This window comes from Streptomyces sp. NPDC007189 (genome assembly GCF_040703635.1).
GTDB lineage: Bacteria > Actinomycetota > Actinomycetes > Streptomycetales > Streptomycetaceae > Streptomyces.
On sequence record NZ_JBEYEY010000007.1, the window covers coordinates 217298 to 237406 of the forward strand.

Below are 20109 nucleotides of genomic sequence, written 5' to 3' on the forward strand. Positions count from 1 at the left end.
GGAAGATCTGTGGACTACGGAATTGATCACTCCGGAAGTTGTCGCAGAACCGAGGAATTCCCCGTTCAAACAGGGGCGACACCCACCTTCGGGTGGAAAAAGGTCGCTCCAAAAGATGAACCAAAGGAAACGGGTGGACGAAGGGTGATCTGCCGGGCGGTGGCCGCAACAGGGACTTCCAGGGCGATTTGTCGACTGGATCGCACGTCGTTGTCGACTTGTCCCCAGGTCGAGAAGCGGACCTGTGGATAACTCCTGTGGATAACGAAGATATACAGGTCGTACTGGCCGGAGGCAGTCTACGACCGCTTCAGAACCGGCCGTCCTGGCAGCGCGCCACCCAGTCCGCGGCCGCCATGAACTCCTCGTCCGACGTCCCCTGCCGGGTGGCCGGGGCCTCGGCCGGGGTGATGTCCGCGCGCGGATAGGAACCGAGGTAACGCACCTGGAGGCAGATCCGCTTCAGCCCCATCAGCGCCTCCGCCATCCGCCGGTCGGAGATGTGGCCCTCGGCGTCGATGCAGAAGCAGTAGTTGCCGATGCCCGCACCGGTCGGCCGGGACTGCAGCAGCATGAGGTTGATCCCGCGGGAGGCGAACTCGCCGAGCAGGTCGCGCAGTCCACCGGGGTGGTCGTCGCGCTGCCACAGCACCACCGAGGTCTTGTCGGCGCCGCTCGGCGCGGCGGGCCGGGCCGGGCGGCCGACCAGCACGAACCGCGTCTGCGCGGTCTCCGGGAAGTCGTGGATCCCGGTCTCCAGGGCCTGAAGGCCGTAGCGGGCGGCGGCGAACTCGCCGGCGAACGCGGCGTCGTAGCGGCCCTCCTGCACCAGGCGGGCGGCGTCCGCGTTCGAGGCGGCCGACTCCCAGTCGGCGTCGGGGAGATGCGCGCGCAGCCAGTTCCGCACCTGGGACTGGGCCGCCGGGTGGGCGGAGACGGTCTTGATGTCCGACAGCTTCGTGCCGGGCCGGACCAGCAGCGCGAAGGTGATCGACAGCAGCACCTCGCGGTAGATCATCAGCGGTTCGCCCGCGACCAGCTCGTCCAGGGTGGTGGTGATGCCGCCCTCGACGGAGTTCTCGATCGGGACGAACGCCGCCTCGGCCTCGCCGGCACGCACCGCGTCCAGGGCGGACTGCACCGACACATAGGGGACGAGCTCCCGGGTGGCCGCCTCGGGGAGCGTCCGCAGGGCCACCTCGGTGAAGGTGCCCTCGGGGCCGAGATACGCATAGCTCGCTGGCATGTCCTCACCCTAATGGCCGTGGCCGAGCCCGTCGTCCGCGTCTCACGAAAGCCACTCGACCGGGTGGTTTGAACACGGGAAACCGGCAAAGCGCGTCACCCGGTCGCGCCCCAGATCAGCCCTCCAGCAGCCGCTGCCCCACGTACTCGCCCTTCGCCGCCCCGCCCGGCACGGCGAACAGCCCGCTCGCCTCGTGCCGGATGAACGGCGACAGCGCGTCACCCCGGTCGAGCTTGCGCTGCACCGGTACGAAGCCGCGCAGCGGGTCCGCCTGCCAGCAGATGAAGAGCAGGCCGGCGTCGGGGGCGCCGTCGGCGTCGAAGCCGTCGTGGTAGGAGAAGGGGCGCCGCAGCATGGCCGCGCCCCCGTTCTTGTCGGGCCGGGTGATGCGTGAGTGGGCGTTGAGGGGGACGACGTAGTCGCCCTTGGCGTCGGTCTTCTCCAGGTCCATCGGGGTCGTCTCGTCACCGCCGGACAGCGGCGCCCCGTTGGACTTCCGGCGCCCGATGACCGCCTCCTGGGCCGGCACCGACAGCTTCTCCCAGTCGTCCAGGAGCATGCGGATACGGCGTACGACGGCGTAGGAGCCGTTCGCCATCCAGGCGGGCTCGCCGGATGCGGGGACGAAGATCCGCTGGTCGAAGTCGGCGTCGGTCGGCTTCGGATTGCGGGTGCCGTCGAGCTGGCCCATGAGATTGCGGGCGGTCATCGGGTGCGCGGTGGCGCCCGGGGTGCGGTTGAAGCCGTTCATCTGCCAGCGGACGCGGGCCGCGGAGCCGGCGTCCTTCTGGATCGCGCGCAGGGCGTGGAAGGCGACCAGGCCGTCGTTGGCGCCGATCTGCACCCACAGGTCGCCGTCGCTGCGCGCCTTGTCGAGGTGGTCGGAGGAGAAGTCCGGCAGCGGGTCCAGCGCGGCCGGCCGCTGCTTCTCCAGTCCCGTCCTGCCGAAGAAGGAGTACCCGAAGCCGAAGGTGATCGTCAGCGAGGACGGCCCGGCGTCGCGGGCCACGTCGGTGTCGTCGTGCGGCGCCGGCTCGCCCGCCATCAGGCGCTCGGCCGTCGTCGACCAGCGGCGCAGCAGGGCCGCGGCCTGCTTGCGGCCGGCGCCCGCCACCAGGTCGAAGGCGACGAGATGACCGCACGCCTGCAGGCCCTCGGTGATGCCGGGCTGATGTTTCCCGTGAAACATCGCCCGGTCGGACCCCACGGACGTCAGCGGGGTGGCCGACGCGGGCGCGGCGGCGTAGCCCACGGCCCCGCCGGCGGCGCCGAGCACGAGCCCGGTGGCACCGGCGGTGCCGAGCAGCGCGCGGCGGGACAGGCCGCTGGACGGGGAGGCCTGAGACAGCTCGGCGGACGTACGGGCCTCGGGGATGGACTGGTCGGGCATGGTGTCGTTCAGCCGATCTGCGCGTTCTTGGAGACGGTCACCTGGTCGATGTCGGAGGTCCGCACGGTCACGGCGACCTTCCAGTCGCCGGCCATGGGGATCTGCACGCCGCTCGCCGACCAGTGACCGGTCGTGATGTGCTCGGGGGTCACGGGAAGCGGGCCGATCTTCTTCGTCTCCAGGGTGAAGGCGACCTTCACCTCGGGGATGTCGAAGGCCTGGCCGCCCGGTCGCTGGACGTACACGTGCATCTCGTTGCCGCCCACGCGCGCGGGGTCGAGGTCGACGCTGACGACGCCCTTGCCGTTGGCGCCGCCGGTGTCGAAGGGCATGTCGAGGGTCAGCGCGCCGTTCGAGGGCGCCGTGGCCGAGCCGGCGGAGGACGCGGAGGCGGCCTTGGCGTCGAGTTCGGTGCGGCCGGGCTCGGTCTGGGTGAGCCAGGTGGTGACGGCGAGCAGCACGACCGCGACGCCCGCCTCGGCGAGCACCGAGCGGCGCAGCCCGAAGCGGTTCCGGTCACCGTCGCGCAGCCGCTTCTGCCGGGCGGCGGCCATCGCGGCCTGCTGCCGGGCCAGCTGCGCGGCGCGCCGGGAGTCGCCGGAGCCGGTATCCTCGCCGGCCGCCTTCGCCGCGCCTGCCTTGGCCGCGCCTGCCTTGGCCGCGCCTGCTTCGGTCACGCTGACGCGCTCCTTTTCGGACCGTGCTGCGTCCATACCGGTGCCGTCCGTGAGCCGGGCCGTCCAGCGGCGCGATACGGAGGCGAAGCCGACCAGCAGCGCCACAAGCCCGATCTTGACCAGCAGCAGCTGTCCGTACCGGGTGTCGGTGAACGCCGACCAGGAGCCCAGCTGGCGCCAGGACTGGTAGGTGCCGGTCGCGACGAGCGCGACGACGGAGCCGAAGGCGATCCGGGAGAAGCGGCGGACCGCGTCGGCCTCCACCGGTGTCTCGGCGGGCGCCCGGTACAGGGCGACGAGCAGGGCGGTGAGCCCGCCCAGCCAGGCGGCGACGGCCAGCAGGTGGACGACGTCGACGGGCATGGCAATGGCCGGCTGCAGCCCGACCGAGGCGTGCTCGGCCATGGCCCAGCTGGTGGCGAGCCCGGCCGCGACGACGACACCGCCGATGGCGAGCCCGAAGGTCAGGTCCCGCTTCTCCTGGCCCTCCTCCCGCTTCGTGTACGCGCCGAAGAGGACGGCGATGAACAGCGCGGCGGCGGCGAGCAGCAGCAGCCGGGAGACCAGAGCCGCGCCGGTCTTGGTCTGCAGCACCTGGCCGAGCAGGCCGAGGTCGAAGACGTCGGCGACCTTCCCGGAGGTGGTGTAGGAGCCGCGCAGGAGCAGCAGCCACAGGGTGGCCGCGGTGAGCGTGAGCCAGCCGCCGACGACCAGCCGCTGCAGCGGCCGTACGCCCGCGCCGCGCTGCCAGCAGGCGAGCACGAAGGCCGCGCCGCCGACGAGCATGATGAAGCCGGCGTACGACGCGTACCGCCCGAAGGCGTAGAGCCCGCCGACGGCTCCGCCGCCCGCGACCGGCCCGGTGGCGGAGACCACGGTCTGCGAGGGCGCGCCGATGGAGAAGGTGTAGGCGCCGGAGACGGGGTGGCTGTCGGCCGAGACGACCTGGTAGGTGACCGTGTAGGTGCCCTTGCCCAGGCCGCCCTTGAGCTTCACGGCGTACGTCGTCCCGCTCAGGTTGGCCGGGCCGCCGGTCTGGACCGGCTTGCCCCGGGGGTCGAGGACGCGCAGGGAGTCGTCGTTCATCGCCACCTTCTCCGAGAAGGTGAGGGCCACCTGGCTGGGCGCCTGCTTGACCACCACCCCCTGCGCGGGGTCGCTGCCGGTCAGCGCCGCGTGTGCGGAGGCCGGTCCGGCGCCCCCGAGCAGCGCGCCGGTGACGGCGAGAAGCAGCAGCACCCAGGTCCGCAGGCGGGGGGTGGTGGTCCGCGTCACAGTGGTCCCTCCCTCAGTGGCCGGTCGACGGGTTGTACGTGGCGGACTTCACCGGCATCTCGACGGTGAGGGGCCCGGACTTGGCGAAGGTGAGCTTCACGGTGACCGTCTGGCCCTGCTTCGGCCGGCGCCTCAGCTTCTCGAACATCAGATGGTTGCCGCCGCTTTTGAACACGAGTTGACCGTGCGCGGGTATGGCGAAGGAGCTCTTCTCCTCCATGGCGCCGCCCATCGTGCTGTGCATGGTGACCTGGCCGGCGTCGGCGCTGGTCACCCCGGTCAGCTCGTCCGCACCGCCGCCCTTGTTGGTGATCGTCAGAAAGCCGGCGGCCATGTCCGCGGCGACGGGCTGCGGCATGTACGGCCCGCTCACCGACAGGTCGGCCTTCGCGCCGGAGCCGGACCCCGAGCCGGAGCAGCCCGCGAGGGCCAGCGCGCCGGCGAGTGCGGCGGCCGCGGTCACGAGGGCCGGGCGGAGCCTCGCAGGCCGCCGGTCGGGTCGCCTCACGGGTTCGCCCCCTTGACCAGCTTCGGCAGGTCCTTGGTGTAGTCGTCGACCGTGGCGTCCTCGCCGTACAGGACGTAACCGCCGTTCGTCTTCGGGGAGAAGGCGATGACCTGGGTGCCGTGGACGGAGACGAGCTTGCCGTTCTTGTCCTTGGTCGTCGGCTCCACGGAGATGCCGACGGACCGGGCGCCGGCCTGGATGGTGGCGAAGTCGCCGGTCAGGCCGATGAACTGCGGGTCGATGCCCTTGAGCCACTTGCCCAGCTCGGCGGGGGTGTCGCGGCCGGGGTCGGTGGTGACGAACACGACCCTGAGGTCGTTCTGCTCGGCCTTGGGCAGCGACTTCTTCGCCACGGCGATGTTGCTCATCGTCGTCGGGCAGATGTCGGGGCAGTGGGTGTAGCCGAAATACAGCAGGGTCGGGCGGCCCTGGGTCTCCTTGCGGAGGTCGTACTTCTCGCCGTGCGTGTCGGTGAGGACGAGGTCCGGCTTGGCGAAGGGCTGGTCGAGGACGGTGGCGGCCTTGCCCGAGCCGGACTCCACCGAGACCGCGGAGACCGGCGACTTGCCGTCGTTCCCGCTGCCGCAGGCGGACAGGGTCAGGGTGGCGGCGGCGAGCAGCGCGGCCGCGGCGAACGTCTTCTTGCGCATAGAAAAATGTCCCAGATGTGAGTACTCCGGCGCGCACCGGGGGTCGTACGACGGCCAGGACAGCGTCGCACGCGCCGTACGGCCCCCGGGCGCGGTCCGGAAACGGCTCAGACGGTCCGGCGGCGGCCGGCGAGGACGCCGTAGGCGACGCCCGCGACGCCGACGACGATGCCGGCCACGGCGAGCACGCGCGCGGTGGTGTCGGTGTCGTGGGAGTCGGTGGCGGCGGCCGTGTTCTCGGTCTTGTCGGAGGTGTCCTGGGCGGCCGCCGTGCCGTGGTGGTCGTCGGCCGCGGCGGACAGCTGCAGCACCGGCGCCGGGTTCTCCGGCTCGTCCTGGCCGGCCTGCGGCACCTCGATCCAGCGCACGACCTCCTTGTTGGAGTACGTCTGGATCGCCTTGAAGACCAGCTGGTCGGCGTTCTCGGGCAGCGCGCCGACGGAGAGCGGGAACTTCTGGAAGTAGCCGGGCCGGATGCCCTTGCCGTCGGAGGCGGTCCAGGTGACCTTGGTGACGGCCTGGTCGATCTTCTCGCCGTGCAGGGTCAGCGGCTTGTCCAGCTTGGCCTTGGTGACCTTCACGTCCCAGCCGGCGACGGGCTCGGGCATGACCGAGGCGAGCGGGTGGTCGGCCGGGAAGGCGACCTCGACCTTGGTGGTCGAGGCGGTGTCGCGCTCGTTGGGGACCTTGAAGTCGACGACGGCGTAGCCACCCTTGGCCGCGGCGCCCTCCGGCTGCACGGTGACGTGCGCGAAGGCGGGGACGGACAGCGCCAGTACGGCCGTGCCCGCGACGGCGCCGGCGGCGGCGACACGGGACAGGGCGCGCCGGGAGACGGCGCGGCGGGGGGCGATACGAGAAACCTGCATGGCAGGAGCACTCCACTCTGAGAGTTCCGCGAGTTCGCGAGTTCTGCGAGTTCGCGAGTTCCGGTGACGAGAGGTACGCGTGCGTGGCCGTGCCGTTCGGCGGGTGCACGCACGCGCGCGTGCCGCGCGACGGCGGCAGCCCTCCCTGCCGGCTCGGTGTGCCGGATCGGTGGAGTGGCGGCGCGCGTCGCGTCAGGCGGCGAGACGGAAGCCGGCGGCGGGCGGGCCGCGCCGGATCACCGTGTGCTGGAGTGCCGTGGTGTGCGGGTCGGGCGCCGCGTCCCGGGCGGTACGACGGCCGCGCGGGAGGGGCGCGGAGGCGGGCAGCAGCCCGGCGCACAGGGCGCACGCCAGCGCGAGCGCCGCGCGCAGGGATCGTACGAGCGCTCCCTCCGCGACTCCGTGCGCCGACAGCTCGATCAGCCGCAGCAGCGCCAGGTCGCCGCGGCGCAGCAGCCAGCCCGCGGCGAAGGCCGCGAGCACGTGGCCGAGCAGCATCGGCAGCGAGGGCAGCAGCGCGCTGGAGGAGCCGGTGGCGTCGGAGGCGTGGTGCATGGCGCCCATGGCGGCCGCGGGCCGGCCCGAGCGGTCGATGAGACGGGCGGCGAGCAGCAGATGGAAGGCGTGCCCGGGGGTGAGGGCCGACGGGTGGGCCCCGCACAGGAGCCGCGCGGCCTGCTCGACCAGCGCGGTGTCACTCAGCGCGGAGCCGCGGGCGCCCGCCGCCCCCGTCGCCGTGCCGCTCGTCAGGGCACTCGCCGGGCCGCCGGATGCCATGGCCGTCCCGTGCTGGCCCAGCCCGAACAGCGTGTGCAGCGCGGTCTGGCCGAGTGCGAGGAGCGCGGCGATGCCCGGCAGCGAGCGGGTCCGCCCGGCGAGCGGCACCACGAGCAGCAAACACCCCACGAAGCCCGCGCCCAGCGTCCACAGCGGCACGCTCGCGCAGGAGGCGAGGGTGTGCCCGCACGCGGCCAGCACGACGCAGACCGCGGCGAACACCGCGGCCCGCAGGATCCTCAGCCCGGCTCCGGGAGGCGCCGTGCGCGGGTCGGGGGCAGTCATGGCGGCCTCATCATCGCACCGGGCCGGAGGACGTCGTGCGGCAGGGCGCGGTTACGCGGCGTTCGGCGGGGTGGGGGAACGTCCCCTCATACACCGATTCCTCCCTCGGCGCATCGGCCATATGGGCGGAGTCACGTCGACGGTGTGCTTACGTCCGCCTACGGGCGGCAATACGTATCGGTATGTCGAGCCGCGGCCAGGAGGCTGGAGCATGAGCATCTGGTGGTCACTCCATCTGCGCCGCGAGGCCGCGAGCGTGCCGCTCGCCCGGCGCCTGCTGATCGGCACCATGGAGACGGCGGGGGTCGACCCCGAGATCTCCTACGACCTGTCCGTCGCCCTCACCGAGGCCTGCGCGAACGCCGTCGAGCACGGCGGGGGCACGGCGTACGGCGGCTCCTCGGAGGCGTACCGGGTGACGGCGTACCTCGACGGAGAGAAGTGCCGGATCGAAGTGACCGACTCCGGGCCGGGGTTCCCGCGCACCCAGGAGATCCGGCCCGCCCGCCCCGACGCCGAGCACGGCCGCGGGCTCTGTCTCATCAGGGAACTCGCCGATCACGTGCACATCGGCGCCAAGCCCGGCCGGGGCGGCACCGTGGTCAGCTTCGACAAGATCCTCAAGTGGACCAAGGACCCCTCACTGCTGACGGCCTCCTGAGGCGGCTTCGTCACCCCAGCACATTCGTCACGCCAGCACCTTCGCCAGCACCTCCAGCGCCTCCGGATACACCCGCTCCCGCGGAGTGCCGTAGCCGACGACCAGGCCCTGCGGGCGGTTCTCGGCGGGGCCGTGCCAGTGGGTGCCCAGGGCGCCGAGGGCGAGCCCTTCCGCCTCCGCCCGTGCCAGCACCTCCGCCTCGTCGGACACGTCGATCAGCGCGTGCAGCCCCGCCGCGATCCCGTGCACGCTCCGGCCCGCGCCCAGCCGGTCCAGCAGCTGGTCCCGGCGGCGCCGGTAGCGCAGCCGGCACGCGCGCACATGCCGGTCGTAGGCATGGCTGTCGATCAGTTCGGCGAGCGCCAGCTGGCCGATGGTCTCGGTGTGGTGGTCGCTGTGCAGCTTGGCGTCGGCGACCGCGTCGACCAGGTGGGCCGGCAGCACCATCCAGCCGAGGCGGAGCGCGGGGCCGAGGGTCTTGGAGGCGGTGCCCAGATAGACCACCTGGCCCGGTGCCATGCCCTGGAGCGCGCCGACCGGCTGTCGGTCGTAGCGGAACTCCCCGTCGTAGTCGTCCTCGACGATCAGCCCGCCACGTGCGCGTGCCCAGTCGCCGAGCGCCCGCCGCCGCTCCGGGTGCAGGGTCACCCCGGTCGGGTACTGGTGCGCCGGGGTGACCACCACGGCCGCGGCCTCGCCCAGCTCCTCGGGGCGCACCCCGCGCGCGTCCACCGGCACCGGCAGGACCGTTCCGCCGTTGCGCCGCACGACCTCCCGGTGGAACGGCAGCCCGGGGTCCTCCATGGCGACGGCGGCGCCGTCCAGCACGCGCGTGAGCAGGGCGAGGCCCTGGACGTACCCGGAGGTGACGACGATCCGCTCCGGGGGCGCCAGGACCCCACGGGCCCGGCCCAGGTAGCCCGACAGGGCCGTGCGCAGTTCGATGCGACCGCGCGGGTCGCCGTAGTCGTACGCCAGCGAGGGCGCCGTCGCGATGGCCCGGCGCAGCGCGCGCAGCCAGGCCGCCGCCGGGAACGCGCCGACGTCCGGGCTGCCCGGGCGCAGATCGAAACGCGGGGCACGCGTGCGTGCGTGGACCTGCGGGGTGCCGGCGTCCGGCGAGGGCGGCAGCGGGGCGACCCGGGTGCCCGATCCCTGACGGGCCGTCAGATACCCTTCCGCCACCAGCTGGTCGTACGCCGCCTTCGTCGTGCCCCGGGAGAGACCGAGGTCGGCGGCGAGCCGCCGGGTGGCGGGCAGCCGGGTCCCGGGCGCGAGCCGGCCGTCCCGGATGGCGTCCCTGAGGGCCCGCTCCAGCCCGCTGCGGCGGCCGTCCGCCGCGTCTGGTTCGAGGTGCAGGTCCACGCCCACACCGGTCCAGAAGTCGTCCACGAACACCCTCCCCCTAGGTACGTGAATCCTTCGGTGCGTGCATTCCTCACGCTGTCGGCACACGCCGATGGCCGGGCACGGTCCCGGGTGCCCGGCCATCAGTGTCCGACTCAGCCCTTCAGCGCCGCCATCCAGGCCTCGACCTCGTCGGAGCGGCGCGGCAGACCGGCCGAAAGGTTTCGGTTGCCGTCCTCGGTGACGAGGATGTCGTCCTCGATCCGGACGCCGATGCCGCGGTACTCCTCCGGCACGGTCAGGTCGTCGGCCTGGAAGTACAGGCCCGGCTCGACGGTGAGCACCATGCCCGGCTCCAGCGTGCCGTCCACGTACGTCTCGGTGCGCGCGGCGGCGCAGTCGTGGACGTCCATGCCGAGCATGTGGCCGGTGCCGTGCAGGGTCCAGCGGCGCTGCAGGCCCAGCTCCAGGACGCGCTCCACCGGGCCCTCGACCAGGCCCCACTCGACGAGCTTCTCGGCCAGCACACGCTGGGCGGCGTCGTGGAAGTCGCGGTACTTGGCGCCCGGCTTCACGGCCGCGATACCGGCCTCCTGGGCCTCGTACACGGCGTCGTAGATCTTCTTCTGGACCTCGCTGTACGTGCCGCTGACCGGCAGCGTGCGCGTGACGTCGGCGGTGTACAGGGTGTGGGTCTCCACGCCCGCGTCCAGCAGGAGCAGGTCGCCGGAGCGGACCGGGCCGTCGTTGCGGACCCAGTGCAGGGTGCAGGCGTGCGGGCCGGCCGCGCAGATGGAGCCGTAGCCGACGTCGTTGCCCTCCACGCGCGCGCGGAGGAAGAACGTGCCCTCGATGTAGCGCTCACTCGTCGCCTCGGCCTTGTCGAGGACCTTCACGACGTCCTCGAAGCCGCGGACCGTGGAGTCGACGGCCTTCTGCAGCTCGCCGATCTCGAACGCGTCCTTGACCAGCCGCATCTCGGAGAGGAAGACGCGCAGTTCCTCGTCGCGCTCGGCGGTGACCTTGTCGGTCAGCGCGGCCTCGATGCCGGCGTCGTAGCCGCGCACCACCCGGACCGGGCCGGTGGCCTCGCGCAGCTTGTCCGCCAGCTCCCGCACATCGGCGGCCCTGATGGCGTACAGCACCTCGGACTCGGCGAGGGAGTGGCGGCGGCCGACCCACAGCTCGCCCTGGCCGGAGAGCCAGAACTCGCCGTTCTCGCGGTCGGAGCGGGGCAGGAGGTAGATCGTCTCCTCGTGGCCGTCGTCCTTGGGCTCCAGGACCAGGACGCCGTCCTCGGTCTGGTTGCCGGTGAGGTACGCGTACTCGACGGAGGAGCGGAAGGGGTACTCGGTATCGTTCGAGCGGGTCTTCAGGTTGCCCGCGGGAATGACCAGACGCTCGCCGGGGAAGCGGGCGGAGAGCGCGGCGCGGCGGCGGGCGGTCTCGGCGGCCTGCGGGATCGGCTCCAGGTCACGCAGCTCCGTGTCGGCCCAGCCGGACTTCATGTTCTCGGCCAGCTCGTCGGAGACGCCCGGGTACAAGCCGTTCTTGCGCTGCTTGACGGTCTCCTCGGCCTCGGTCTCCGGGCCCTCCGCGGTAGCGGAGTCGGGCACAGCCGGGTTGAGCTCGTCGGACACGTGATCCTCCTCGATACGCCATCTGATCTCCCCCGGGCCCGCGACGCTCCTGCTTGTGGCCGAGCGGGGACCTCCATCATCGTACGGTCGTACCGGGGCGGCCGGACGCCCTGCTGCGCCCCCTGACGCAGGCCGGGCGCTCAGTCGAAGCGGGCCGCCAGCAGCACCACGTCCTCCTCGCTGTCGGCCGCGTCCAGCCCGTCCGGCAGGACCGTGCGCAGGACGTGGTCGGCGACGGCGGCGGGATCCCGGCGCAGCGGGCGCGGGACGCTCGCGGCGGCCGTGTGCAGCCGGGCGAACGCGCGGTCCATGGCCTCGCCGGTACGGTGCAGCAGCCCGTCGGTGTAGAGCAGCACCGTCTCCCCTGCCTCGGCCTGGACCTCCACGCTGGGCGCCTCCCAGCAGGCGAGCATGCCGAGCGGCGCGGAGACGGAGGTCTCGGCGAACTCGGTGCGCCGCTCGCCGATCAGCAGCGGCGGACTGTGCCCGGCGCCGGCCAGCGTGACCTTGCGCAGGGCCGGCTCGCAGTAGGCGAACAGCGCGGTGGCCGAGCGGGCGGGCTCGGTCAGCCGCAGCAGCAGCTCCAGGTCGGACAGGACGGCGACCGGGTCCTCGCCCTCCATCACGGCGTACGCCCGCAGGGAGGCGCGCAGCCGGCCCATCGCGGCCACGGCGCTCGGGCCCGAGCCGGTGACCGAGCCCACGGAGAGGCCGAGCGCGGCGTCCGGCAGCGGCAGCGCGTCGTACCAGTCGCCGCCGCCGCGCGGCCCGGTGCGGTGCCGGGCGGCGAGCTGGACGCCGGGCACGCGGGGCAGCCGGGTGGGCAGCAGCTCCTCGGTGATGGTCGCCACGCACGCGCGCGTGCGCTCCACCTCCACCAGCCGGGCGAGGTGCTCGGTGGCGTGCCGGACGTACAGGCCGGCGAGGTGGCGCTGCCGCTCGTTGGGCTCGGCCGGCTCGTCGTACAGCCAGACGGCGGAGCCCAGGCGGCCCGCGGCGTCGCTGGTGAGAGGCAGGGCGTAGCTGGCGGCGTAGCCGAGGCGGGCGGCCACCTCCCGGTGCCGGGGGTCGAGGCCGTCCTCGGCGCGCAGATCGGGGTGGAGGACCTCGCAGGCCGCGCCGGTGTCGTACGGCAGCGCACGGCGCGGGACGGTCTCGATGTGGCCGAGATCGGCGCGGCCCAGGCCCAGGCCGAGGGTGGTGCGGGGGCCGAGTCCGTCGCCGGGCTCCAGGACGACGAGGCCGCGGCGGGCGCCGACCAGGGCGGATCCGGCGCGCAGCAGCTCGTGGAGGGCCGGGTCCAGGGCGTTCGTGCGGGACAGGCGCTCGGTGAGTTCGTGGAGGGTGGTGAGGTCGGAGACCCAGCCGGCCAGCCGGTCCTGCAGGAGGGCGCCGGGGGCGGGGGTGTTCGGGGCCGGGACGAGCGAGGGGTCGGGGGAGGGACCGGGGCCGGCGGCGGGGGACATGGGCGCGACAGTGTGTGCGGGCGTGGGAACCGCTGGATCGATTCCAGCCACTTTCGGAGGGTGCGGGGCGTTCATGGCGTCCGGCCTTCAGACCGGTGCGTATTGCTGAAAAGCATCGCAAACCCCCATGTCATTCTGCGCCGCTAGCAGTGTCTCCACATGTACACGCACTCGTGAGGGGATGTCCAGCATTGTCCTGCGGGGATTCCTGGTGTCCGTGAGCCGGACGAGGTTTCTCCTCGAACCCCTTGCCTTACTGCCAAGTTGGCTGAAAACTGCACCAGGTATCGGTCCATTGCGGTCGACTGGCCTTGCTCCACGGAGCGTCACAGCGGTCGTGATGGGTACGTACTCGGAGAAGGCCAGGGGTGGTTGGGGGCCACCCGGAACCTGGCGACGGACCCGGGCGTCATAGCCACCGACGGCCGAGCCCCATCCTCCCTGGCGGAGGCGGAGAGAACCACGCGCGACGGCAAAACGCCATACTTCGCCACCCCCGCGCCGCAACCGTGCTTGCAATAGACGCCCACGGAGGCGGACGCGGCCCATGCTCGACCCTTTGGGGTTTCCCCCTGTCGTGCGCAGGGGTGTGATGCGCCAACAGGTACGCACAGTGAAGTGATCGACACATGATGTGATGTGGACCACGGTGTTGCCAGCGGTGCAACGGAAAGGAACGAGCGCTCATGCGCGAGATCCTCGGAAGGCGACGCAGGCTCCTGTCCAGGCGGAACGACGGGAAGCCCGGACGGAACGACGGGAAGGCCGAGCTGATCGGCGCGGCCCTCACCTTCGCGACCGAGTGGCAGTGGCCCGTGCTCCCGGGCGTGGCCCCGGACCCGCAGGGCCGGGCACGGTGCGGCTGCCCCGACCCCGAGTGCACGGTGCCCGGTGCGCACCCCTTCGATCCCGGCCTCCTCGCGGCCACGACGGACGCCCGCATGGTGCGCTGGTGGTGGACCAACCGGCCGAGCGCGCCGATCATCCTGGCCACCGGGGGCAAGGCGCCCTGCGCGGTCAGCCTGCCGGCGCTCGCCGCCTCCCGCGCGCTCGCCCTGCTCGCCCGGCGCGGCATGCGCCTCGGCCCGGTGATCGCCTCCCCGGCCCGCTGGGCCGTGCTCGTACGGCCCTACTCCATGGAGCAGTTGGGCGAACTGCTCTACGCCAAGGACTTCGTCCCCGGCTCCCTGCGCTTCCACGGTGAGGGCGGCTACCTCGCCCTGCCCCCCTCCGAGACCGGACAGGGCGCCGTCCGCTGGGAGCGGGCCCCGCTGCCCGGCTCGGCCGCGCCCTGGGTGCCCGACGTGGAGGCCGTGGTGGACGCCGTGGTCGACGCCCTCACTCGTACGGGTGTGAGCGCGCCCGAGTTGTAGGGGTGTCGGCGCGGGCGGGGCGGGCCGGCCCCGCCCGCTCGTTATCTTCCGCACATGCTGCGAATGTCTGGGGGACGCGGGGGACACGGCCGTCGGAAGTCCGGGAGCCCTTCTGGGAGGTACGGCCACGGGTTCCCCCGGTGGACTTCCCCGGGGAGCGGGTGCGGGGGACCCGAGGAGCCTCTCCGCGGTCGCGGCCATCGGGCCCCCGGCCGGCACGGTCGCCGGGCGCCGCGGCACGCGGCGCGCGCCACAGGGCTGCGGGCCACAGGGCTGCGGGCGGCGGCGGTGCCGCCGTCGGCGCCATGGTCGTCGGTGTGGTGGTCGGCGTTGTCGCGCGGGCGGGATCCCCGGAAGCTGCGGCTGATCGCGCTCGCGGCCGCCGTGACGGCCGCGGTGGTGCTGCCGCTGGCCGTGGCCTCCGCGGGCCCGGTGGGCAAGGCGGCCCGGCAGGCGATGGACGGCAAGACGGGAGACGGGGCGGGGGACGCCGTACGGGCGTCGGGGCGGTCCGGCGTTTCCGGAAGCGACGGCGGCACCGGTTCCGACCGTGACACCGGGTCCGGGAGCGCCGCCGGATCGGAGGGCGCCGTCGACTCCCGGGGTGCCGGGGACGCCCAGGCGCCCTCGCACGGCCGCGGCTCCGGGCCGCTCGGGACCGGAGTGGACACCGCCGCGCGCTGCGGCCCCCAGCTCACCTCACCCGACGGCATCGAGGCGCAGACCTGTGTGCTGACCCGTGGCGCCGACACCTGGGCCCGCACCTACTACCGCAACTCCACCGGCGAGTCGCTGGACTCCTCGCTCAGCCTCATGGGGCCGGGCGACGACAGCGTGCAGACGCGCTGTGTCACGAGCGCCGACGACGAGCCCGCCACCTGCGAGACACCGCGCGAGCGCAGCCGGGGCGGCATGGACGGCTACACGGCCGTCACCGAGTTCTCCGCGCACGGCAAGGACGGCGCGCTGCTGCTGCGCTCGGGCAGCAACGCGGCCGACGAAGACGGCAACTCCGGTGCAACACAAGTGAGTTGACGTTCGGCGACGCGCCGTACACCGGGCGCGGACATGGAAAGACCCGGTTGCTGGCGACGGGGGATGCACCAGCAACCGGGCTACTGGAACGGTAACAAGAGATCGGCGGTTCGCAAATTCCGCGTCGGTCATTCGGCCACCGATTTCCCTGTCACCAAGGGGAGTTGTGACGGGATTCACCCGTTGCGGCGCCGCGCGCGCCTCGCCGGCCGTTCAGCCGCCGGGCGCGCGCCGCGGCGTCAGCTGAGCGTGACCTGCCGGTTGGTGAGTCCGCCGCGGGCCTTGCGCTCGTCGACCGTGAGCGGCTCGGTGACGGCCAGGGCGGCGGCGAGGCGCTCGGCGAACTCGGTGGCCGGCTTCTCCACGTCGTCCGCCGTGACCCCGCTCGGCAGGTCCCAGACCGGCACGATGACGCCGTGCGCACGGAAGGAGCCCACCAGCCGGGTGCCCTCGCCCAGGTGGGAACGGCCCGCCGCGTGCAGCCGGGCGAGAGCGTCCAGAAGCTGCTCCTCCGGATGCGGCATCACCCAGCGCAGGTGGTTCTTCTCCGGGGTCTCGCACCAGTACGCGGCGTCCACGCCCGTCAGCCTCGCCGTCGGGATGGCGGCGGCGTTGGCCCGCTCCAGGGAGGCGGTCACCTCGGGCGTGGCGTTCTCCGCGTCCGGCACCCAGAACTCGAAGCCGCTGTGCACGACCGGCTCGAGCGGCGCGGAGAGGTCGAGCACATCCTGCAGCCGCGGACCGTCGGCCGGGGCGCGGCGGCCCTGCACGGGGGTGCCGGGCGCGGCCTTCAGGGCGCGCTGGAGGGTGTCGGCGAGGTCGCGGCTGAGGTCGCCGGACGCCGTGTCGTTCTGCAGGCCGAGCAGGACCGAGCCGTCGTCGCGGCGCAGCGCGGGCCAGGCCATCGGCAGCACGGTGGCGAGCGTGACCGAGGGGACGTCCGCGGGCAGGCCGTCCTTCAAGGTCAGCTCGGCCGTGGCGGCCGGCACCAGCTCGCGCAGCGCCACCCAGTCGCACTCACCGGGCAGGCCCTCGAACGGGCGATGCACCAGCTCGGTGACCGCGTGCGCCGCGGCCCGGCCGTGGCACGCCTTGTAGCGCCGGCCACTGCCGCAGGGGCAGGGCTCGCGGGCGCCGACCACCGGGATCTCCGCATCGCTGAGCTGCGGCCGCTCGGCCTTCGTCTGGGGTCGCTTCTTGGCCATCGTGGGGTCTCCCGGTTACGGCTTTTCCTGTACGGGCGGGAGCCTAGCCGTTCAGGCCTTGACCGTCGGGAACCTGTGGACAACGCACGCCCGCTCGACTCCGTCGGTGTGAACCTGTGGAAAATTCCGCCCCCGTTCGGCCCGCATCCGGCCCCCGCCCGGTCACCGCCGTACCCCTCGGCCTGTGGCCGGTCCGGTCACCGCCGTGTCCCTCAGCCCGCGGGCCGGTCCAGTTCCTCGAAGGCGTCCGCGAAGTCGAGGCCGGACATGTCCGGGAGCGCGGGGGAGGTGACGCGGGCGGGGAAACCGTTCCGCCGGCACCGCGCGTCGGGATCGTGGACGTCCTCGTGGACGACGACCCAGACCGTCACCTCGCCGTGCACGTCGTCGCGGACGCCCCAGTCGTCGGCGAGCGCGGTGATGATGTTCAGCCCCCGGCCGCCGTGCGCGGTCACCGACGGCGTGGCCGGCGCCGGGCGGGTGGGGCCGCCGCCGTCCGTCACCTCGACGACGAGCCGGCCGCGCGCGTCGATCCGCCACGCGGCGCGCACGTCGCCGTCGCCGGCCATCGCGTCGCCCAGGGGCCGCCCGTGCTTGCAGGCGTTGCTCAGCAGCTCGGAAAGGATGAGTACGGCGTCGTCGACGACCGATTCGGACACGCCCCCGCTGCGCAACTGCGAACGCATCCGGCGCCTCGCCATCCCCACGCCCGCAGGGCCATGGGGAACGGCCATGCTCGACGACGTGGGCACCTCCTGTGCCACCACCAACGCCACCCCCGAGACCTCCTTTGCCCCACGCCACGGTGTGGATGCCCCATTGGCCTGTACCGGAAACCGGCCAATCCCCTTCCGGTGACGCATTCGACACGGTCCTGTACGGAGCGAACGCGCCGGAGCACTCCCTGTGACGGAGGCCTTTCCTCTGGTCGTCGTATGGCTGGATTTCAGTGGTGTGGCCGAAGTGGAGGATTCAGCAGCCGCACAGCCGGGTCAAGGGCTGCGCACGGCTTCTTTACCGCCCTCTTGAGATCACACGGCCGGGTCACAGGCGCCCCAGCTGTCCCAGTACCGCGCGCGGGCGGTTGGTGATGATGGCGTCGATGCCGAGCCGGACGCACAGATCGACGTCCTCGGGGTTGTTCACGGTCCACACGTGCACCTGGTGACCGGCGCTTTTCAGCCGTTCCACATAGGCGGGGTGGTTGCGCAGGATGCGGATCGAGGGCCCCGCGATCCGGACCCCCGCGGGCAGCCGGCCGTCGCGCAGCCGCGGGGTGAGGAACTGCACGAGATAGACCGTCGGCAGCGTCGGCGCCGCGGCCCGCACGCGGTGCAGCGAACGTGCGGAGAAGCTCATGATCCGCACCTGGGACTCGGCGGCGGAGGCCGGGGCGTCCAGCCCGAACCGCTTCAGCAGCGTCAGCAGCCGCTCCTCGACCTGGCCGGCCCAGCGCGTGGGGTGCTTGGTCTCGATGGCCAGCTCGACGCGCCGTCCGGCGTCCGCGACCAGCTCGAGCAGCCGCTCCAGGGTGAGGACGGAGGTGTCCGCCGGGTCCTCCGGCCGGGTCACCCAGTCCGGCTCCTCGTCGCGTCCGCGCCAGCTGTCGCGCGTCTTCCAGGAGCCGAAGTCCAGGGCGGCGAGATCGGCCAGCTCCAGGGCGGAGACGGCGCCGCGGCCGTTGGAGGTACGGTTCACCCGCCGGTCGTGGACGCAGACCAGATGGCCGTCGGCGGTCAGCCGTACGTCGCACTCGAGGGCGTCGGCGCCGTCCTCGATGGCCTTCTTGTAGGCGGCCAGGGTGTGCTCGGGCGCGTCTTCGGAGGCGCCCCGGTGAGCGACCACCTGGATGGAGCGCAGTGATGCGTGGGTCACCGCGTCATGGTGCCACCGTCCGGGGGCGCGTGGGGCGGCTCGGGCGCGCCGAGTGGCCGTATATGTAACTTTTGCGGAAAAAGCCCCATGTAAAGAATAGCCATGGACCCACAGCAACCGCTTATGGTGCTCTGACGGCCCGTGGGAAAAGCTGACTGCATACAAATGGAACAGTGAAGGCCGACCGCTGCACCATGCACAGCTGCCGAGCGTGACCGAGAACAACAGCCGTGGACCGAGGAGAAGAGCTGTGAGCACCGAGAACGAGGGCAACGAGGTACCCAAGGCCCCGTCCGCACCTCCCGTGCCGGTGGACTCTCCCGCCGCCTCTTCGCAGAGCCCGACCGCCGGGGGAACCGAGCCGACGGCGCCTCTCCCGCCCGTACCGCACGACGCTCCGACCGCCACCGGGCCCCACCCGGGCGGCCCCGCCCCGCACGCGCCCGGCTCGGCCCCTGACGGCTCCTGGCCGCCCCCGCCGCCCGCCAACCCGCCGTACGGCGAGGGCCAGGCCTACGGCGCCGGTCCGGCCGGCGCTCCCGGTGGGTTCGGCGCGGACGGTGCGGGCGGCGCCGGCGGCTGGGGAGCGTCGTACCAGCAGCCCGCGCCCAAGCCGCGCAGCGGGCGCGGCGGTCTGGTCGCCGCGGTCCTGGTGGCCGCGCTGGTCGCGGGCGGCCTGGGCGGCGGCCTCGGCTACACCCTGGCCAAGGACAACGACAACAACGGCTCCACCACCGTCTCCGCCTCCGACAGCGGCGCCACCCAGGTCAAGCGCGCGCCCGGCACGGTCGCGCACGTGGCCGCCAACGCGCTGCCCAGCACGGTCACCATCGAGGCCGAGGGCACCAACGGCGACGGCGGCACCGGCACGGGCTTCGTCTTCGACACCCAGGGCCACATCATCACCAACAACCACGTCGTCGCCGACGCCCTCGACGGCGGCAAGCTGACGGCCACGTTCCCCAACGGCCGCAAGTACGACGCCCAGGTCGTCGGCCACGCCCAGGGCTACGACGTCGCGGTCATCAAGCTGAAGAACCCGCCCTCCGACCTCAAGCCCCTGGCGCTCGGCGACTCCGACAAGGTGGCCGTCGGCGACGAGACGATCGCCATCGGCGCCCCCTTCGGCCTGTCCAACACGGTGACGACCGGCATCATCAGCGCCAAGAACCGCCCGGTGGCCTCCAGTGACGGCAGCGCCACCAGCAAGGCGTCCTACATGAGCGCCCTGCAGACCGACGCCTCGATCAACCCGGGCAACTCCGGCGGCCCGCTGCTGGACGCCTCCGGCGCGGTCATCGGCATCAACTCCGCGATCCAGTCGACCAGCAGCGGCGGCTTCGGCTCCGGCCAGTCCGGCTCGATCGGCCTGGGCTTCGCCATCCCGATCAACCAGGCCAAGTACGTCGCCCAGGAACTGATCAAGACCGGTAAGCCGGTGTACGCCAAGATCGGCGCCTCCGTCTCGCTGGAGGACTCCAGCGACGGCGCGAAGATCACCGACCAGGGCGCGGCGGGGTCCTCCGCGGTCGAGACGGGCGGCCCGGCCGACAAGGCGGGCCTCAAGCCCGGTGACGTCATCACCAAGCTGGACGACATGGTGATCGACAGCGGCCCCACCCTGATCGGCGCGATCTGGACCCACAAGCCCGGCGACAAGGTCACGCTCACCTACAAGCGCGGCGGCCAGGAGCACACCACCCAACTGACCCTGGGCTCCCGCGTCGGCGACAACTGACACGCCGGGCACGCGCGCGTACGGGCGCCTCCCACCCGGGCCCTGAGGCCCGGCACCGGGGGCCCCACGCCTGCTGAGCAGCGGCCTCGCCG

General features: G+C 72.8%; 17 protein-coding genes. 4 read left to right on the forward strand and 13 right to left on the reverse strand.

Features of this window, described 5'->3' with window-relative positions:
• Positions 1-310 precede the first annotated feature (310 nt).
• From pheA to AB0950_RS17125, 7 genes are all read right to left on the reverse strand, one after another.
• Complete coding sequence (gene pheA, locus AB0950_RS17095) at positions 311-1246, reverse strand: prephenate dehydratase (protein WP_366778799.1); 936 nt, start codon at positions 1244-1246, stop codon at positions 311-313.
• 115 nt (positions 1247-1361) lie between these two features.
• Positions 1362-2636 carry an iron uptake transporter deferrochelatase/peroxidase subunit gene (gene efeB, locus AB0950_RS17100; RefSeq protein WP_360571589.1) on the reverse strand — a complete coding sequence of 425 codons (1275 nt, stop codon included), beginning with the start codon at positions 2634-2636 and terminating at the stop codon, positions 1362-1364.
• 8 nt (positions 2637-2644) lie between these two features.
• Positions 2645-4588 (reverse strand): copper resistance protein CopC, encoded by a 1944-nt coding sequence (locus AB0950_RS17105; RefSeq protein ID WP_366778800.1) that lies wholly within the window; start codon positions 4586-4588, stop codon positions 2645-2647.
• A gap of 13 nt (positions 4589-4601) precedes the next feature.
• Positions 4602-5051 carry a copper chaperone PCu(A)C gene (locus tag AB0950_RS17110; RefSeq protein ID WP_360571585.1) on the reverse strand — a complete coding sequence of 150 codons (450 nt, stop codon included), beginning with the start codon at positions 5049-5051 and terminating at the stop codon, positions 4602-4604.
• A gap of 41 nt (positions 5052-5092) precedes the next feature.
• Positions 5093-5746, reverse strand: coding sequence for an SCO family protein (locus tag AB0950_RS17115; RefSeq protein WP_366778801.1), 654 nt, complete (start codon positions 5744-5746; stop codon positions 5093-5095).
• Positions 5747-5853: 107 nt separating this feature from the next.
• Positions 5854-6615: a YcnI family protein gene (locus AB0950_RS17120; RefSeq protein WP_360153434.1), complete on the reverse strand. Its 762-nt coding sequence runs from the start codon at positions 6613-6615 to the stop codon at positions 5854-5856.
• 192 nt (positions 6616-6807) lie between these two features.
• The gene (locus tag AB0950_RS17125) at positions 6808-7677 is read right to left on the reverse strand and encodes a hypothetical protein (RefSeq protein ID WP_366778802.1); all 870 of its coding nucleotides are present in this window, start codon (positions 7675-7677) and stop codon (positions 6808-6810) included.
• Between the two features lie 211 nt (positions 7678-7888).
• On the opposite strand from AB0950_RS17125, the gene AB0950_RS17130 reads away from it, so the two are divergent.
• Positions 7889-8338 (forward strand): ATP-binding protein, encoded by a 450-nt coding sequence (locus tag AB0950_RS17130; protein ID WP_360153440.1) that lies wholly within the window; start codon positions 7889-7891, stop codon positions 8336-8338.
• A gap of 27 nt (positions 8339-8365) precedes the next feature.
• On the opposite strand, the gene AB0950_RS17135 is transcribed toward AB0950_RS17130, so the two are convergent.
• From AB0950_RS17135 to AB0950_RS17145, 3 genes are all read right to left on the reverse strand, one after another.
• Positions 8366-9730 carry a PLP-dependent aminotransferase family protein gene (locus tag AB0950_RS17135; protein WP_360571581.1) on the reverse strand — a complete coding sequence of 455 codons (1365 nt, stop codon included), beginning with the start codon at positions 9728-9730 and terminating at the stop codon, positions 8366-8368.
• Between the two features lie 110 nt (positions 9731-9840).
• The gene (locus AB0950_RS17140) at positions 9841-11325 is read right to left on the reverse strand and encodes an aminopeptidase P family protein (protein ID WP_366778803.1); all 1485 of its coding nucleotides are present in this window, start codon (positions 11323-11325) and stop codon (positions 9841-9843) included.
• Positions 11326-11465: 140 nt separating this feature from the next.
• Positions 11466-12866: a PP2C family protein-serine/threonine phosphatase gene (locus AB0950_RS17145; RefSeq protein WP_360571577.1), complete on the reverse strand. Its 1401-nt coding sequence runs from the start codon at positions 12864-12866 to the stop codon at positions 11466-11468.
• A 611-nt stretch (positions 12867-13477) separates the two neighbouring features.
• On the opposite strand from AB0950_RS17145, the gene AB0950_RS17150 reads away from it, so the two are divergent.
• Positions 13478-14164 carry a bifunctional DNA primase/polymerase gene (locus tag AB0950_RS17150; RefSeq protein ID WP_360153452.1) on the forward strand — a complete coding sequence of 229 codons (687 nt, stop codon included), beginning with the start codon at positions 13478-13480 and terminating at the stop codon, positions 14162-14164.
• 330 nt (positions 14165-14494) lie between these two features.
• A complete protein-coding gene (locus AB0950_RS17155; protein WP_366778804.1) occupies positions 14495-15199 on the forward strand; it encodes a hypothetical protein in 705 nt (234 codons plus the stop codon).
• A 239-nt stretch (positions 15200-15438) separates the two neighbouring features.
• Here AB0950_RS17155 and AB0950_RS17160 read toward each other — a convergent pair whose 3' ends face one another.
• From AB0950_RS17160 to AB0950_RS17170, 3 genes are all read right to left on the reverse strand, one after another.
• Entirely contained in the window at positions 15439-16404 is a 966-nt protein-coding gene (locus AB0950_RS17160; protein ID WP_360571575.1) for a DUF5926 family protein, read from the reverse strand.
• Between the two features lie 212 nt (positions 16405-16616).
• Positions 16617-17267, reverse strand: coding sequence for an ATP-binding protein (locus AB0950_RS17165; RefSeq protein ID WP_360153461.1), 651 nt, complete (start codon positions 17265-17267; stop codon positions 16617-16619).
• A gap of 181 nt (positions 17268-17448) precedes the next feature.
• Entirely contained in the window at positions 17449-18279 is an 831-nt protein-coding gene (locus AB0950_RS17170; protein ID WP_360153464.1) for a glycerophosphodiester phosphodiesterase, read from the reverse strand.
• Between the two features lie 250 nt (positions 18280-18529).
• Between AB0950_RS17170 and AB0950_RS17175 the strand changes: the two genes are divergently transcribed.
• Positions 18530-20017, forward strand: a complete 1488-nt coding sequence (locus AB0950_RS17175) for a trypsin-like peptidase domain-containing protein (protein ID WP_360153467.1) — start codon at positions 18530-18532, stop codon at positions 20015-20017.
• Positions 20018-20109 lie beyond the last annotated feature (92 nt).